Source organism: Marivirga lumbricoides, assembly GCF_014636295.1.
Lineage (GTDB): Bacteria > Bacteroidota > Bacteroidia > Cytophagales > Cyclobacteriaceae > Marivirga > Marivirga lumbricoides.
In genome coordinates this window covers 58,144-74,208 of record NZ_BMEC01000018.1, presented here as the reverse complement: position 1 = coordinate 74,208, position 16,065 = coordinate 58,144, and the positions used below count along the sequence as shown (strand labels likewise).

At 35.0% G+C, this 16,065-nt stretch carries 15 protein-coding genes; 6 read left to right on the top strand and 9 right to left on the bottom strand.

What is annotated here, in order from left to right; translation table 11 throughout:
• Positions 1–24 precede the first annotated feature (24 nt).
• Complete coding sequence (locus IEV85_RS22400) at positions 25–246, bottom strand: hypothetical protein (RefSeq protein ID WP_188467507.1); 222 nt, start codon at positions 244–246, stop codon at positions 25–27.
• 199 nt (positions 247–445) lie between these two features.
• Between IEV85_RS22400 and IEV85_RS22395 the strand changes: the two genes are divergently transcribed.
• The 6 genes from IEV85_RS22395 (at position 446) to IEV85_RS22370 (ending at position 9,069) form a co-directional block, all read left to right on the top strand.
• The gene (locus IEV85_RS22395) at positions 446–1,393 is read left to right on the top strand and encodes a histidine kinase (protein WP_188467506.1); all 948 of its coding nucleotides are present in this window, start codon (positions 446–448) and stop codon (positions 1,391–1,393) included.
• Between the two features lie 233 nt (positions 1,394–1,626).
• Positions 1,627–2,436: a nucleoside triphosphate pyrophosphohydrolase gene (mazG, locus tag IEV85_RS22390; RefSeq protein WP_188467505.1), complete on the top strand. Its 810-nt coding sequence runs from the start codon at positions 1,627–1,629 to the stop codon at positions 2,434–2,436.
• Between the two features lie 230 nt (positions 2,437–2,666).
• Positions 2,667–3,197: an adenine phosphoribosyltransferase gene (locus tag IEV85_RS22385; protein WP_188467504.1), complete on the top strand. Its 531-nt coding sequence runs from the start codon at positions 2,667–2,669 to the stop codon at positions 3,195–3,197.
• A 32-nt stretch (positions 3,198–3,229) separates the two neighbouring features.
• Complete coding sequence (locus IEV85_RS22380; RefSeq protein WP_425562909.1) at positions 3,230–4,216, top strand: AAA family ATPase; 987 nt, start codon at positions 3,230–3,232, stop codon at positions 4,214–4,216.
• Between the two features lie 214 nt (positions 4,217–4,430).
• On the top strand, positions 4,431–6,005 hold the full coding sequence (locus tag IEV85_RS22375; protein WP_188467503.1) for a hypothetical protein: 1,575 nt from the start codon (positions 4,431–4,433) through the stop codon (positions 6,003–6,005).
• Positions 6,006–6,168: 163 nt separating this feature from the next.
• Entirely contained in the window at positions 6,169–9,069 is a 2,901-nt protein-coding gene (locus IEV85_RS22370) for a TonB-dependent receptor domain-containing protein (RefSeq protein WP_188467502.1), read from the top strand.
• 157 nt (positions 9,070–9,226) lie between these two features.
• Here IEV85_RS22370 and IEV85_RS22365 read toward each other — a convergent pair whose 3' ends face one another.
• From IEV85_RS22365 to IEV85_RS22330, 8 genes are all read right to left on the bottom strand, one after another.
• The gene (locus IEV85_RS22365) at positions 9,227–9,628 is read right to left on the bottom strand and encodes a lysozyme inhibitor LprI family protein (RefSeq protein WP_188467501.1); all 402 of its coding nucleotides are present in this window, start codon (positions 9,626–9,628) and stop codon (positions 9,227–9,229) included.
• A 177-nt stretch (positions 9,629–9,805) separates the two neighbouring features.
• Positions 9,806–10,519, bottom strand: a complete 714-nt coding sequence (locus IEV85_RS22360) for a hypothetical protein (protein WP_188467500.1) — start codon at positions 10,517–10,519, stop codon at positions 9,806–9,808.
• Positions 10,520–10,720: 201 nt separating this feature from the next.
• Positions 10,721–11,410 carry a DNA repair protein RecO gene (gene recO / locus IEV85_RS22355; protein WP_188467499.1) on the bottom strand — a complete coding sequence of 230 codons (690 nt, stop codon included), beginning with the start codon at positions 11,408–11,410 and terminating at the stop codon, positions 10,721–10,723.
• 126 nt (positions 11,411–11,536) lie between these two features.
• A complete protein-coding gene (locus tag IEV85_RS22350; protein ID WP_188467498.1) occupies positions 11,537–12,391 on the bottom strand; it encodes an HAEPLYID family protein in 855 nt (284 codons plus the stop codon).
• Positions 12,392–12,459: 68 nt separating this feature from the next.
• A complete protein-coding gene (locus IEV85_RS22345; RefSeq protein ID WP_229712695.1) occupies positions 12,460–12,843 on the bottom strand; it encodes a hypothetical protein in 384 nt (127 codons plus the stop codon).
• A gap of 48 nt (positions 12,844–12,891) precedes the next feature.
• Complete coding sequence (gene porZ, locus IEV85_RS22340) at positions 12,892–15,099, bottom strand: type IX secretion system anionic LPS delivery protein PorZ (protein WP_188467497.1); 2,208 nt, start codon at positions 15,097–15,099, stop codon at positions 12,892–12,894.
• A 3-nt stretch (positions 15,100–15,102) separates the two neighbouring features.
• Complete coding sequence (locus tag IEV85_RS22335) at positions 15,103–15,717, bottom strand: thymidine kinase (RefSeq protein ID WP_188467496.1); 615 nt, start codon at positions 15,715–15,717, stop codon at positions 15,103–15,105.
• Between the two features lie 5 nt (positions 15,718–15,722).
• Positions 15,723–16,046 (bottom strand): 2Fe-2S iron-sulfur cluster-binding protein, encoded by a 324-nt coding sequence (locus IEV85_RS22330; RefSeq protein ID WP_188467495.1) that lies wholly within the window; start codon positions 16,044–16,046, stop codon positions 15,723–15,725.
• Between the last annotated feature and the right edge of the window lie 19 nt (positions 16,047–16,065).

The window sequence follows — 16,065 nt, the reverse complement described above, 5'->3', positions numbered from 1 at the left end:
CCATTTTTTTTGAGCAACTATACTTTAAAATTTATTTAAAACCTTGTTTACTTCTGAATCAGGGTTTCCACACTGTTCCCCAGGTTGACGGCCACAAAAGCCACAAGCCTCTCCTTCTTTGTTGAGAAAAGGGCTTTGGGAAGCACAGGTCCCCTTAAATTCGCCATTTTTCACAAATAATAATCTTACAGACATCATTAAGAAAAATGCTGCGATAAATCCTATAGTTACCAAAAATGTAGTCATAAATCTATAATTTTATTGGTCGCATTATAAATAATGCTTTTACTTTTGTTTCGCAAAATTAATACTCTTACCGCATAACGCCTAAGAAACAGGCAAAGTTTCTTATATTGAAAAACAGTTAAAATTTACTATCTGGTAGTGATATATTACTATAGCAATATCTCGCTTCCTGTACTATTAGTTTATATTACTAAACAGGATGAAGTTAAAGAGTTTTTTTTTTAAGATATTCCAGTTAGGCATCGAGGAAGAAACTGATGCAGAACAGCAGAGGAAAGTTTACTTAACTAACTCACTTAGTATCTACCTGTCACTAATTTGCCTGTTTCTTGTAATCAATGATTTTTTCTTTGCAGTCAATACATTAGCAGGTTATAGGCGTTTGATTATTGCCCTATTATTACCTTTAGTACCTTTTATTAATAAAGCAGGCCATTATAAAGCTGCTAAAAGTTTATTTATAATTGGCCCTGGTTTCTTTATAGTGGGAATGCCCATAATTTTGCAGGATTTTTTTCCTGGCCAGCTTTTGTGGTTTCATTATGCTACAGCAATTTTTGCCGGGCTACCTCTCTTAATATTTCATTATAAGCTTGAGAGAAAATTAATGCTTATTTTTTCAGCCTTCTACTTTATACTTACCATCTTTATTGATAAACTACTAATTAGTTTTAATCCTAATAAAATAGAGTTGGTTAATTATATGGATAGCTTCACTGATTATAAATTACCACCAATTTTATTCAGCTTGTTTCTTTGTGTAATCATATACAGGTTTAATAAAATTAATATCCGGTACGAGGAGAAATTGAGTGCTTCCAATAGAGCACTTACGCTTACAAATGAAGAGTTATTAAGTCAATCCGAACAACTCCATCAATTAAATCAGGACCTGGAGAGACTGGTTAAAGAGCGGTCGGACATAATCCAGATGAAGAACAAGAAAATTATTGAATATGCCAATTTAAATGCTCATAAAGTGCGTGGGCCACTGGCTCGCATTTTAGGATTAATCAATATCAGTAAATATGAACATAATGAAGAAGAATTAAAGAATATAATTGGCCTAATAGATTTATCAGCGTATGAGTTAAATGATATAATTTTAAATATTAGCGAAATTTTATCTGAGGAGGATAGCAGGTAATATTATAAACTATACCCTCTGATTGAATATTTTATATGGATCCTAAAATTAGAGCACACAATAGTTAATAGTTTGTTACTGAAATTCATGCACATGTATTTGATTCTCGTGTAGTTGCCTAATAGGCTCTATTTAAGTTTTTGTAAGATTTGATAATCTAGTCAATTTCCTTTTCCAATTAATTATGTTGTTTTTTGTGTTTTAAAAAATAGTTGAATAAAATTCCCTCAGCAATGAAAGCCAAAGAAGTTCCACAATATCCTGATCCGAAAAGGGATGAAAAGCTAAAAGCCTTTGACCGTTTATTAACTATTATGGATCAGTTGCGCATGCTTTGTCCTTGGGATCAAAAGCAAACCATAGAAAGTATCCGTCATTTAACCATAGAAGAAACTTTTGAGCTTTCTGATGCCATTTTAGAAGGGGATCTTCAGGAGATCAAAAAGGAGCTGGGTGATATTATGTTGCACCTGGTTTTCTATTCACGCATAGCGGATGAGCAGAAAGCTTTTGATGTTTCAGATGTTCTGAATGGTATTTGCGATAAGTTGATTCATCGTCACCCCCATATTTATGCAGATGTTAAGGCTGATGATGAAGATGCGGTAAAATCTAACTGGGAAAAAATTAAGCTTAAGGAAAAAGGTAATGTTTCTGTTTTAGGAGGAGTTCCAAAATCCTTACCAGCACTTATTAAGGCTATGCGCATTCAGGAAAAAGCACGAGGGATAGGTTTTGATTGGGACGAAAAGAGCCAGGTATGGGGAAAAGTGCGGGAAGAAATTCAGGAGTTTAAGCAGGAGGAGGAAGCCGGAAATAAAGAAAAAGCTACAGAAGAATTTGGAGATGTACTTTTTAGCCTGATTAATTATGCCCGATTTAATGATATTAACCCTGAAGAGGCACTTGAAAAGACTAACAAAAAATTTATCAAGAGGTTTCAATATCTTGAGCAGGAATCTAAAAAGGCAGGTAAAAGTTTGGGCGATATGACTTTAAAAGAGATGGATTTTTACTGGGAAAAAGCGAAGGGGTTAAAATAATGATTGGAAACCGAGATTTGTGAGTGGGTGTCTGAAATTAAAAAGATCAACATTAACTAAAAATGTCTGATGTTTGCGACATACGTACATCGCAATGTTGTGGCCATGTCGGTACCTCGCATAGGTCAGATATGTTTATTAATTAGAATCTCTGATATAGGAATCGTTATAGTAATTTAATTAACTTAGCCATTCTATAAAAAGCTCAAAAGTAGAAATCGATAATTTTAATGACAGTATCAGAAAAACTAAACCAATCCATCAGGGATATTCCTGATTTTCCCAAACCGGGAATCATATTTAAAGATATTACTCCTGTTCTTTCAAATCCCTCTTTAGTGAAGGAAATAGTTGATTGGTTTGCAGAGAAAGCCAAAGAGCAAGATATTGATGTAATTGTTGGTGTTGAGTCAAGAGGCTTTTTATTCGGAATGCTGATTGCTGAGAGGCTAGGAATACCCTTTGTTCCTGTGCGGAAAGAAGGAAAGCTTCCTTATAAAACCGTTAAGCATGCTTATAGCCTTGAGTATGGCAGCGCCAGCATGGAAATTCATGAAGACGCTTTAAAGCCGGGTCAGCGCGTAATGATCCATGACGATTTATTAGCGACTGGCGGAACTGCTGAGGCTGCAGCAATTTTGGTGGAGAAGCTGGGTGCAGTCGCCTGCAACTTTACCTTTTTAATTGAGTTAGGGTTTTTAGAAGGTAGATTAAAACTAAAATCTCACAATGAATCTATTCATAGTATCGTTTCATTTTAATAGATTTGGAATATAATTATTGACATTGAATGATGGAAGAAACACAAATATCTGAGGAAAGAAGTTTGTTACAGCAAAAGGTTAAAGAAGTTATTGCTGAGGTTGGAAAAGTAGTAGTGGGTCAGGAATACATGATCAACAGGCTTTTGGTAGGCCTTTTTACCAATGGACATGTGCTATTGGAAGGTGTGCCGGGCCTGGCAAAAACCCTGACTGTTAATACCCTGGCAGAAGTTTTACATCTAGATTTTCAAAGGGTGCAATTTACCCCTGATTTAATGCCTTCCGATTTGATCGGAACCATGATCTATAATCAGAAGGAAGGAAAATTTGAGGTAAAAAAAGGCCCTATTTTCTCTAACCTGATATTAGCTGATGAGGTAAACCGATCCCCTGCCAAAGTGCAGTCTGCCTTATTGGAAGCCATGCAGGAAAAACAGGTAACCATTGGGGAAACTTCCTTCAAGCTGGACAGGCCATTTCTTGTGTTGGCTACTCAAAACCCGGTAGATCAGGAAGGTACTTATCCACTACCGGAAGCTCAGGTGGATAGGTTTATGCTGAAAGTAACAGTTGATTATCCTACCAAATCTCAGGAGTTAGAAGTGATGCGAAGAATGGCTAATTTGTCGTTCGATAATACAGTGCGTTCATTACTTTCTAAAGAGGATATATTTAAGATAAGAGATGAAATTAATAAAGTAGAAATTTCAGAGTCTTTAGAGCATTATATCATTGAATTGGTATATGCTACCAGAAACCCTTTGGATTATAATTTAAATAAAGAAGCAGAGTATATTCAATATGGAGTTTCTCCCAGAGCCAGTATTAATTTAAATCTGGCAGCGAAAGCCATTGCTTTTATGGAAGGAAGGGATTATGTATTGCCTGAAGATATTAAAGAAATCGCGTATGATGTGATGAATCACAGAATATTACTCAATTATGAAGCTGAGGCAGATGGCATAACAACAAAAGATATTATTCAGACGATTCTTACCAAAATACCTATTGGATAATACCTATTCGGATGATCAATTTCATCAAGAAAATTAATTGGACATAAAGACACGTAAAAAAGCATCTCGGTTGGGATGCTTTTTTAGTTTAACATAAAATTAACATCGGGAAATAATTGGTAACAATTTGCTAAAAAGCTGTAGAAGTTCAGGTAATACTAATTGCCCACCTTTGTCGCAGATGAATTTAAAAAACGCAAAAAAATTATTCACGATGAAAAAATTTAAATTATTTACTTTGCTATTTGTAGCAATAGGCTTCGGATTCACCGCGTGTGATGATGATGATTCAGGCGAGCCTGATGCGGGTGTTACTATTACAGGTATCCCTGCAACTGCTAAAATCGAGAATTTAGGTACTTTAGGTCCTGTAACAGCTACTTTAACAGCTCCGGACGGCTTAGCATCATTTAGCATTACAAAAGATGGTGCTGCTTTTGGTGAAGAAAGAACTTTTGATGGAGAGACTACTGCTACAGTTGAGTTTACTTACACTGCAGAAGAAGCAGATGCAGACAAAAATATTGTTTTTGTTTTTACAGCTACAGATGTTGACGGTGATGAAGAAACTGTAACTCACGTATTATCAGTAGGTGAGGCACCTCCGGTTAGTCAAACTATTGTAGTTACTGAAGCGATTACAGGTGAAGTTACATGGACAAAGAACAATATTTATGTACTAGGTGATAGAATCATTGTTGAAGACGGAGGTATATTAAATATTGAAGCTGGAACAATTATTAAAGGGCAAGCCGGTTCTGGAGCAAATTCAACTGTTTTGGTTATAGCTAGAGGAGGCCAAATCTTTGCAGAAGGTACTGCGGAGGAACCTATCATTTTTACCTCAATAGCAGATGAGATTCAACCAGGTATGATTGCTTCTCCAAATTTAGATCCCGATACTGACGGATTATGGGGTGGAGTGATTATATTAGGTAGAGCTCCGGTTTCTGTACCTGATGGGGTGAAGCAAATAGAAGGTATACCACCTTCAGATACAAGAGGTCTATATGGTGGAGATAATACAGAAGATAATTCAGGTATATTCAAATATGTATCTATACGTCACGGGGGTACTAATATCGGTGAAGGAAACGAAATAAATGGTTTGACTTTAGGAGGTGTCGGATCTGGAACGATTATTGAAAATATTGAAATTATTGCCAACCAAGATGATGGTATCGAACCATTTGGTGGCAGTGTTAATGTTAAAAATTTATTAGTATGGAATTCATTTGATGATAGTTTTGATTGTGATCAGGATTATACAGGAACAATAGATAATTTCATTGGTATTTTAGGAGCAGATTCTGATCATGCCCTGGAATTAGATGGTCCTGAAGGTGCTTTAAATGAAGGTGGATTCACTCTAATAAATGGTTCGATAAAAGGATCTTTAGATGCTACTGGTGGTGAATATGCTGATTTAAGAGATGGTGTTGCAACAAAGTTAGAAAATATTTATTTCTTTAACTTTAGAGCAAATTCGGACTTTGAATTGGATAATGATAAAGACGAAGAAACTGGTGTTTCGAACGGTAAAACCTTAGCCTCTTGGAATGATGGTAATATTATATTGAGCAATCTTCAATTTAATGTAAGCCATTTAGAGAGCGGTAACAGAACAATTGACGCCATCTTTAACGATACTAATGATGACAGTGATGTTTTTGCAGGTTTGACAGAACAGCAAGCTAAAATTGTTACTGAACCAACGGTAGGAGCAGATAAATCAGTATTTACTGGTTGGACTTGGGCGGCCGAGGCTGGAGAGTTAAGCGATTTTTAAATAATATAATCTGATCTTATTAAAAAAGGCTCTGCCACTGGTAGAGCCTTTTTTAATTATCGCAATATTACAATGTTAACAATATTTTAACATTACAATAATTTGTTAGTAAACTTTTTCTAGATTAATATTAGGAATTTTGCATCGAAATAAAAATAATGTGATGTCAAGAAAAATCCTAATTCTAGTAGTTTTATCTCTATTTTCTTTGAGTATAGCCAATGCACAAAAAGGAACTATAAGAGGAACTGTTACTGATGCTGCCAACGGTGAAGCGTTATATGGTGTTAATGTGATAATAGAAAACACATCAACAGGCGCAGTAACAGATTTTGATGGTAAATTTGAAATCTCTGTTCAACCAGGTACTTATAACCTCCAAGCTTCTTTCGTAACATATAGAAAGCTTAATATTACTGGTATTTCTGTAAAAGCAGGACAAGTAACCATAGTAGATAACATCGCTCTTGAGGAGGATGTAGAGCAACTAGGAGAAGTCGTAGTAACTGCAAAAGCATTGAGAACGACAGAGGAAGCACTTCTATCAATAAAAAGAAAATCACCTAATTTGTTGGATGGAATTTCTGCTGCGAATTTTCGAAAAATTGGGGATGGAGATGCAGCGTCAGCTGTAAAACGTGTTCCGGGTATTTCTGTTGAAGGTGGAAAATATGTATACATAAGGGGTTTGGGAGACCGTTATACTAAATCTATTTTAAATGGAATGGATATTCCAGGGTTAGATCCTGACAGAAATTCTCTCCAAATGGATATGTTTCCGACTGGAATTATTGATAATATAATTGTAACAAAATCATTTAGTGCTGATCTACCAGCTGATTTTACAGGTGGTGTTGTTAATATTGAAACTAAAAACTTTCCCGAAGAACCTGTTTTAAGTGTTTCTATAGGAGGAACCTATAATCCTGCAATGCATTTTCAATCTGATTATCTCACTTATGATGGTGGAAGCACAGATTTTTTAGGTTTTGATGATGGTACAAGGAGTAATCCGGCATATAAATATTCTAAAGATGAGATACCTCTTTATGGCAACGTTGTTGGAAGGCCAGATTCAGAAGAGGGTTTACGATATAGGGAAATTTTGAATGGCTTCAATAGAAATCTTAGTACAATACAAAGAAACAGTGGAATGGATTTTAGTGCTGGGATTAATCTTGGAAATCAAAATTCTATTGGAAATATTAAAGTAGGTCATAATTTTTCTTTGAATTATAAAAATGCCACTAGGTTTTATCAAGATGCAGAGTTTGGGAGGTATGGGTTAGCAAATAACACGAGTACAACAGAATTGGAGGTTAGAGAAAGACAGACAGGTAACTACGGAACTAACGATGTTCTTATAAGTGCAAACGGAGGTCTCGCAATTAAAACAAATAATAGTAAGATAGCATTGAATCTAATGCATTTGCAGAATGGCGAGAAGAAGGCGGGAGAATTTCTTTATTTTAACAGAGATCAAGGAGCTAATTTTGATGCTTATCAAACAAATTTAGAATATTCGCAGAAATCATTAACTAATGGATTGCTACTAGGAGAACATTATAGTTCTGACAAAAGGTGGGAGCTTTCGTGGAAATTATCTCCAACAATTTCCTCTATTAATGATCCTGACATAAGGTTTACTAGAATAAGAGATGAGGGTTTTGATGGAGAAAATCTTTCTATTGGATCGGAATCAGGATATCCTGAAAGGATCTGGAGAGAGTTAAACGAAATAAATGTAGCTGGGAAAGTTGATGTTACCAGAACATATAAATTTATGGGCGATGAGGATGTTAAGTTAAAATTTGGTGGAGGACATACCTATAAGCAGAGAGATTATACTATAGAAAATTATCAAATAATTCCTAATGGGGTAACTATCACGAGAGACCCTAATGTTATCATGCTTCCTGAAAATTTATGGCCTAGCAATGAGAATGGAACAAGGGGGACCAGATTCGAAGCACAGTTTGTTCCAGTAAACCCAAATCAATATGATGCGAATATTAGTAATACAGCAGCATATCTTTCTAATGAATTTGTATTTCTGCAGGATTTGAAAGCTATTGTAGGGATTAGAGCTGAACAATATTCTCAGAATTACACAGGCACTAATCAACAAGGTTTAATGCTTGATAATGAACAAGTATTAGAAACATTTGATGTTTTTCCTTCAGTTAACTTGATATACGGTCTGAATGATATGCAAAATCTTAGATTTTCATATTCCAAAACCACTGCAAGGCCTTCATTTAAAGAAGCCTCATTTGCTGAAATTCTTGACCCTGTATCAGGGAGGTCATTCGTGGGCGGTTTTTTTCCTGATTTTAATGCAGCTGGAGATGAAATATGGGACGGAAACCTTAGCCCTACCTATATAGATAATTTGGATGTAAGGTGGGAATTATTTCAGAAGAAGGGACAAACATTTTCTGTTAGCGGATTTTACAAGAAATTTACTGATCCTATTGAAATCGTTCAATACGTTCAAATTGCGGGTTATTTCCAACCAAGAAATGTGGGATCAGGTGAAGTAATTGGAGGTGAAATTGAGTTTAGAAAAAATCTGGAATTTATATCTCCCTTTTTTGAGAGATTTTCAGTTAACGGTAATGTAACATATGTACATTCTGTTATTGAAATGGCTCCTAATGAATTTGCTTCAAGGCTTAGAAATGCAAGAGATGGTCAAGAAATTAAAAATACCAGAGATATGGCCGGTCAAGCCCCTTACATTATAAATGCAGGATTATCCTATAATGATTTTGAAAATGGCTGGGATGCTGGTCTATTTTATAATGTTCAAGGTCCTACACTTCTATTTGTTGGTATAGGTAATAGGTCTGATGTCTATTCTGAACCTTTCCATAACCTAAACTTTAATTTGAATAAAACTTTAGGTGAGAATGATCGAATGCAGATAACCGTAGGAGTGAGCAATATTCTGGGAGATTTGAGAGAGGAGTTTTTCCAAGGATATCAGGCTAAAGAACAAGTATTTACCAGATATAATCCGGGTAGGGCCATCAATGTAGGTTTTACTTATAAGTTCAGGTAATGAAATAGGAATTGAAATTATTAAAGGCTGTTAAAAATTAAATTTTGACAGCCTTTTTTGGATTCAAAAATTAGAAAATACATAGGGTTTTCATTAGATTGCGGTTTTCAGTATCTAATAATGCTTCTAGTGTAATTGCCTGCCTGATAGGCTTAATTTAATTCCAGGAGGCAGGACAATTCTCTTTATTTTCAGAAGGCTTTAGCCATCTTTCTAACTCGTTATTTCTCAATTTTGTAAGCCTAGCTAGTTCTTCACACTTGCAGTAATTATAATCTTTACCGTACTGCTCACTATACATTTCTTTTTTTAGAGGGAAAACTGCTCTGATATGTCTGTTTTTATATTGAATCCATTGTATTTGAGCTGAGTTGAAACGCTTTAGAAATGCTTTTTTATTAGCATATTTCTTCTGAATTTCTTCAACCTTATTATTCATTTCTAAGTCCACAGCATCTAACTCATCACAAAAGTTAGCATATTCGCTTTTAGAATTATTACATGAGAAAGCTATTATGATAATGCTACCGCAGAGTAATAGTTTATTGATAAATTTCATTTTCAGTAAAGATTTATTGTCACTGCTAAATTACAAGTTTAGCTCAAAACCTCATAAAGGAATTTGTAGTGCCCAAAAATAAAAATAGCATCAAGACATTCTTGATGCTATTTAATGATACCAGGATGTTCAATATCCTTAAATTGTAAAGACTTAAAACTTGATTATTAATGTTTATTAATCATCACAGCCTACAAATACTGAGACGTACTTATAACCGTTTGCCCACGTACTTTTACTTTTACCTATTGGATCAGCAAAGCTAGGACAATTAGGTGAACTACCTGGTGTACTAGCGGTGTATTTTCTTGCTACACTTTCCCACATTTCGGGTTCATAGGTAGTTGAAGACCCAATATATCTATCTATTGTAGCTGAGCAATAGTAAATATTTGATTTTGACTCCCCTTGATAATCTATAGTAGCTAAGAGTGAAGATGTTGGAGCACCTATAGCTTGTCTAACTTTACTTCCAACTATTTCACAACCCGGGTAAATGCATGTATAACTCCCATTTGAATTTAGGGTTCCTCCAGTAAACTCTATAACCTGTGAGTGAACTAATATATCACCGTAAGTTGGAGATTCGCTTACTACAATTATTTGAGTTTGATTATTTTCGATAAACTCTCGCCTTTCTGGATGGGTTGATGTAAATTTTGAAAGAATCAGATATTCTTCACCTTTGTGAATTACTTTCTTATTGATGAGTTCATTTACTTTGTTATTAGACATAACAGAGTAAGTAATTCCATGATCATCGATATCCTCGATAGTAATTAAATTGTGATCTGATTGTTTGTCAAAATCGGGAGTTTGATAATCTTCTTTATCGGAGCAAGAGATTAAGACTGTAGCTAACAGAGCTAGTAAAATGTGGTACTTTTTCATAATTATTTGGTTAAAATATGCTCTACTTTGTTTGGGAGTGTTCGAGTCGAATTTTTCTCCTAGTTGAATTACTGATTAAATTATTAAAGTAAATCTTACTTTGCAATTACTAACTCGAATGTTAATTATTTAATAATATATGGATTTATTGGAAGGGAATTTATTTAGATAAATTTCTTCACCTCTTCAAGTTGTAAAATTTCAACTCAACACCTCATGCAATACCTTTAAAGACTTAATATCTTTTAAGGAATGGCTATGGATTTGGTAGAACTGAATGAGGAGTTGTAAAATAGTTCTTCGTTCAGATCCAGTCAGTTTGAGACCTGTGCCCAGATTACTGGCGATCAATTCGTCCAGCTTAGCTTCTACCATAACATCTATTCTGCTGGGGTAGTAGGGCTTTAGTTCTGCCAGCACTTCTTCTGCACTGGCTGCAGCAAATCCTAAATAGCCACTCAAATCATTCAAAAACTGGAGGTGAAAATTATAGTAGTTATCTTTCTTATTATCAAAGTAGAGTAAGCTGTGCTGAATAAATTCAAACATTCCGGGATTCTCCTCTTCCTCTCCTCTTAATATACTGCTTAAAACCTCTGCTAAAAATATGCCTATGGTGGATTTAACAATCTCGTAAGGAATACTTCGATAAGGATTAAGACATTTCATCTCTGAAATTCTATTGATGCCTCCTGTTGATTTTTTGTACACAACCAAATCCAGCAGTGTAAGAGGTTGAAATAAAGCAATTTTGTTTTTTGCTTTCTGCTTCCTTACACCATTTTCGATATACGACTGGATTCCGAATTGTTCTGTGTAGATATGCACAATCACAGAGCTTTCTCCGTATTTGATATAATTTAAAACAATGCCTCTGGTTTTGTGTAGCATATAATATTGAGCATTAAATGTACCTGCATAACAGATAATAGAGTTGAAACTTACTAAAAGTAAAACTTAATTTCTCAGTACAGCTTATTAGTTCAATTTATTCTATAATTAGCCGATAATTACATTTTATTTATGCTTAGGTTCCCATATCAATCGAATAAACGAACTAAACCTTTCATTTTCTCTGCTAACCGGAATTCCTGCCATAATGCCTATCAATAAATTGTCCGCAATTCCTAATCTCATCTGTGGCCGCATAGTCATATCAAAGTCTCCTTTATCGCTAGTCTTGTTGAATTCGATACCAATAAAGTTTCGTGTCCCTGAAATCATGTAATGAAAACTAGTATTGATATCATAGGTCGTATGAAACTTGTTTGTTCTGAAGTCTTGTTCAATCATTGGACCTGTGTAGATCAACGAGTGAAAATTGTTTCCCCAACGTTTAGCGATTACAAAAAACGGATTATAGACATTTCCTTTGATAAAGGGGTTTCCAAAATTCCCAAAATCTGAAAGTTCGAATTCGTTAATGTATCCAAAAGCCATTGATGTAGCCATAGGTTCATTTACAAAAAAGGACCATTGAGCAGCAACTTTTATACTATTCAATTGATGAGATGGAATTGAGTCTTTTACAGTTCCATTCACGGGTGAATGAAACGTAAAAGGAAGTTCTACCTCTAAACCTATTCTGTCAACCGGAGCCCATTCATATTCAATTAGAGCTTCGTATGAATCGAACTTTAAATTATCAGTGAGTCCTAATCCTATATTCCATTCTTTCTCTCCTTTTCTAGCCCCCAAATCACGAATTAAATCTATATACAAGGGTTCGGCATGTAGAACCTTATCAGGTTCTTTTTGGTCTTCAATTTGTTGGATATAAATACTATCTTTTTCTGCGTTAGTAATTTGTGCAATGCTATAAAAAGAGGATACTAATAAAATACTTAGCACCATTAGTTTTTTAATATTCATTTCTGATTTGTTTTAAATAATTAATAATTTCCTATTAGTTAAATAGTAAAGAGGCTTGTTAAAACAAATCAAAATTTAGGTGGGGGACTGTCTATTTCTTTAAATGTATTTAGCAGTTGATTTTCTTGATTAGGATAAAGAATTTTCCTTTTGTTCAGGTGATTAAAGAGATTGTAGGTTTTAGGGAAGTGAATTAATAAGTCAGTTTTAGTTTCCTTTTTTTTGTTATGATCTTCACTATCATGGTCGTCATACTCTTTGATGGCGTTTTCATAACCTAAAACTTTCTCAACAATAATTTCAAGAATACTTTCTTGATCATTGATAGATAGGTCTTCAGGTATATATTCAGGTTTTGGATCTACAGTATCAACACTAATGTTAAGTAGGTAGAAGCCCATCAAGCCCCAAAAAAGTTGAGTGAAAATACTATTTCTTATATGACATATCACGATTTAAACCTACGTTTTTTAACAAATTTGTTTACGCTGACATACAAATTAATAAACAACAGCAAATTTTGTTCTATAGGTTTCTGTGCCATCGCTATTAATTGAGAAAACTAAATAAACGCCCTTCTTAATTCTAAAGCCAGAATAATTGCTCAGGCTCCAGGAAAATGTACCTCCATTCGCTTTACCCTTTTGAATTAGGTTACCTGCCAGATCCGTAATCATTACTTCATTGTTATACGCCAGCCCTCTTATTGTAACTGATGAGTGCGCAGATAAACTTACCGGGTTAGGAAATACTTCTACTGCTGAATGCGTCTCACTTGCTTGTGTGGCATCTGTTCTATAAGAAATGAATTGTGTTGCTGAGGATAAGAAAACCTCACCATTTAGAGGATTGATAACCAGCTGACGTATATTTTCATTCATAATAGGGCTATTATTACTTTCAAAATGTACAATGTTTTCATTGATGTTTTCATCAAACAACCATAGGCCATCATTAGTAGTGATCCACTTTCTATTGCCTCCATCAATGGCAATATTATTAATAGCTACTCCATTAAACAGGAAGAATCCTTCAAATATGGGCTTGATTACATTCACTGACTCGCCCGATAGAACACTGGTAAAGTTATTGAAAAAGCATACCCCTTCCGTAGTTCCAATCCATAAAGTGCCGGATAGGTCAATTGCCAGATCTGTTATGGAGTTTGCCGGTAAGCTACCATTTCCTGCCACGTTATTTAATATTCGTACTCCCCCTTCAGATTCATTAAAGACAACCAACCCATTATTGGTGGCAAAGTATTTATCACCATTGAAAGCGATTTCAAAATCTCTGATTTGTAAACTTGTGTTTAGTCCTGTTTCATAAAGCTTATTATCAGTGATGTTGTATACCACAATTTCATCTAGTGAATTTCTGCCTGCTACCCATAATTTTGCTTCAGACCCTGTGGCCAGTTTTTCCCATTTATATTCAGAGTTATCTAAAGAAATTGATGCCAATGAAATCTCATTAGTGTCCCAACTATATATCCCATCTTCTTTGCTAAGGAAAATTCCATTTCCAGTAAGTAAGTCAATTGCTACATCTATAAAAAGAGGAAGGGGATTATCATTCACATCCTCGCCTACATGGTTCCATTTACCATTTATAAAATAAGAAAAGCCGGGGAATTCATCATTCATGCTGAATGTATAGCCTTCTATTTGCCTGAGAATATTGGGAAATCCCTTTGGCCCTTGTGGTTCAATAGGCTGAAAACTACCCTGCTGATATTGCAGTAAGCCCCTATTGGAATCAGCAATGTATGCAGTATTTCTGAAAAATAAGAGATCATTAAAACCTAAAGAAGTTTCATCTGAGAATAAAAGCGGAAATGTATTGTTATTGTATTCATATACGCTACTTCCATCCAGCAATAAGATTTTGTTATCTTCCTGCACCAAATTATGCAATACATCTGTCGAAATATAGGCTGTGTCCCAGCTTTGAGCGCTTCTTCTGTATACTATATTGTTTTCGGCAAGAGCTAGCAGATTATTATCACCGTCTTTTACAGTCTTCATAATCGAGAAAACATCTCCTTTTGAAGAAATTGGTAAGCGATTCCAGTTCTGAAAATCTTTCAAATTTACCTGAGGATCAAGAGAGCCTTGCAATAGTCCTTCAGAAGTACTCAAATACAAATATTCATCATCAATACTTAGGTGATTTATAGCTAATGGATTTCCTTCATTATTTAAATTTGTATAGGAATCGATAACTCTGTTTTGTTCTACATCGTACAACACCACACCAAAATCTGTTGCTAAATAAGTAATATTATCCTTCGTTGTGATATTATTAATCGCTTTAGATCCTAGCATTTCAGAATTCTTTATTACAGCAAAGCTATTGATCTCTAATGTCTTGTTAATTATGTCTAAGGTTCCATCTTTATAGCCAATAAAAAGGAAATCTTTCTCCGAAGTGGATTGCAAGGTACTTATTTCTATGCCATTGAGGCCAGAAGTAATACTCAATGTGTTGATGCTCCCGTCCTCAGTATCAAAGTAAAATAGGCCGCCTTCAGTTGCACAAAAGATTTTACTGCCCAATTCAGCTACTTTTCTTCCATTGGAGTAATCCGAATGATTTCTCCAGGTACCAACAGGTATATTCTGTGCACTACCCACTGAGCTAAGCAATAACAATAGCAAAAAGCCCTTTAGTTTTATTGATTGAAAAGTAATGAAGAAGTGATTCATTGATTATTGATTAATTGAGCGCTTTCTTGCTTTTTTTCCATTCAGAAAGCACCTTCTGCATCTTGGTTCATATTTGTCTTTTTCACCCAGCATCACTTTCTGCTTTTCTTCTGAGAGCCTGAAAGAATAGGTGGCTATACCTCCACATTGAGCACATATAGCGTGTACTTTGGTTACATACTCTGAAATAGCCATTAATTCAGGTATAGGGCCAAAAGCTTTTCCGCTGAAGTCCATGTCCAGGCCTGCAATTATCACTCTTTTTCCCTGATTGGCCAGCGTATTTGCAACAGTAACTATTTCTGAGTCAAAAAATTGTGCTTCATCTATGCCAACCACCTCGGAATTACCAGCCAGCAGTAGAATGTCTTCAGCAAAATCAACAGGAGTAGAACGAATGCTTGTCTGGTTATGTGAAACTACCTGCGTTTTATCGTAGCGGGTATCAACTTTAGGTTTAAATATTTCTACTTTCTGCTTAGCTATGATAGCTCTGTTTATTCTTCTGATTAATTCTTCGGTTTTACCACTAAACATAGAACCACAAATCAGTTCTATCCAGCCTTTTCCTTTTAAATTGCCACTTTCTTCTCTTCCAATATGCGGTTCTACAAACATCTTCTTTAATACGAATAATCCATGTGTGGGAATTTATTTTTTTCGGCTACTTCAATAATAATGTCTCCTGTAACCACAGCCTGACAAGATAACCTTTCATTAGATGCTAGCCTACCTTGTTCCCGATACTTTATTTCAGGGTCTGTTAATTCACCAAGGTTGTTTTCGCCTTCCAGAACAATCATTTTACATGTGGTACAACGTCCTTTTTTTCCACACGCATGCATCCAATCTATGAAGTTTTCGTGAATATGCTCTAATGCGGTTTTTTCTAGACTTTTACTTGTTATCTTGCGTTTATATAGATTGTTTATTTGAATTTCAGGCATAATATAGTAGTACAAAAAA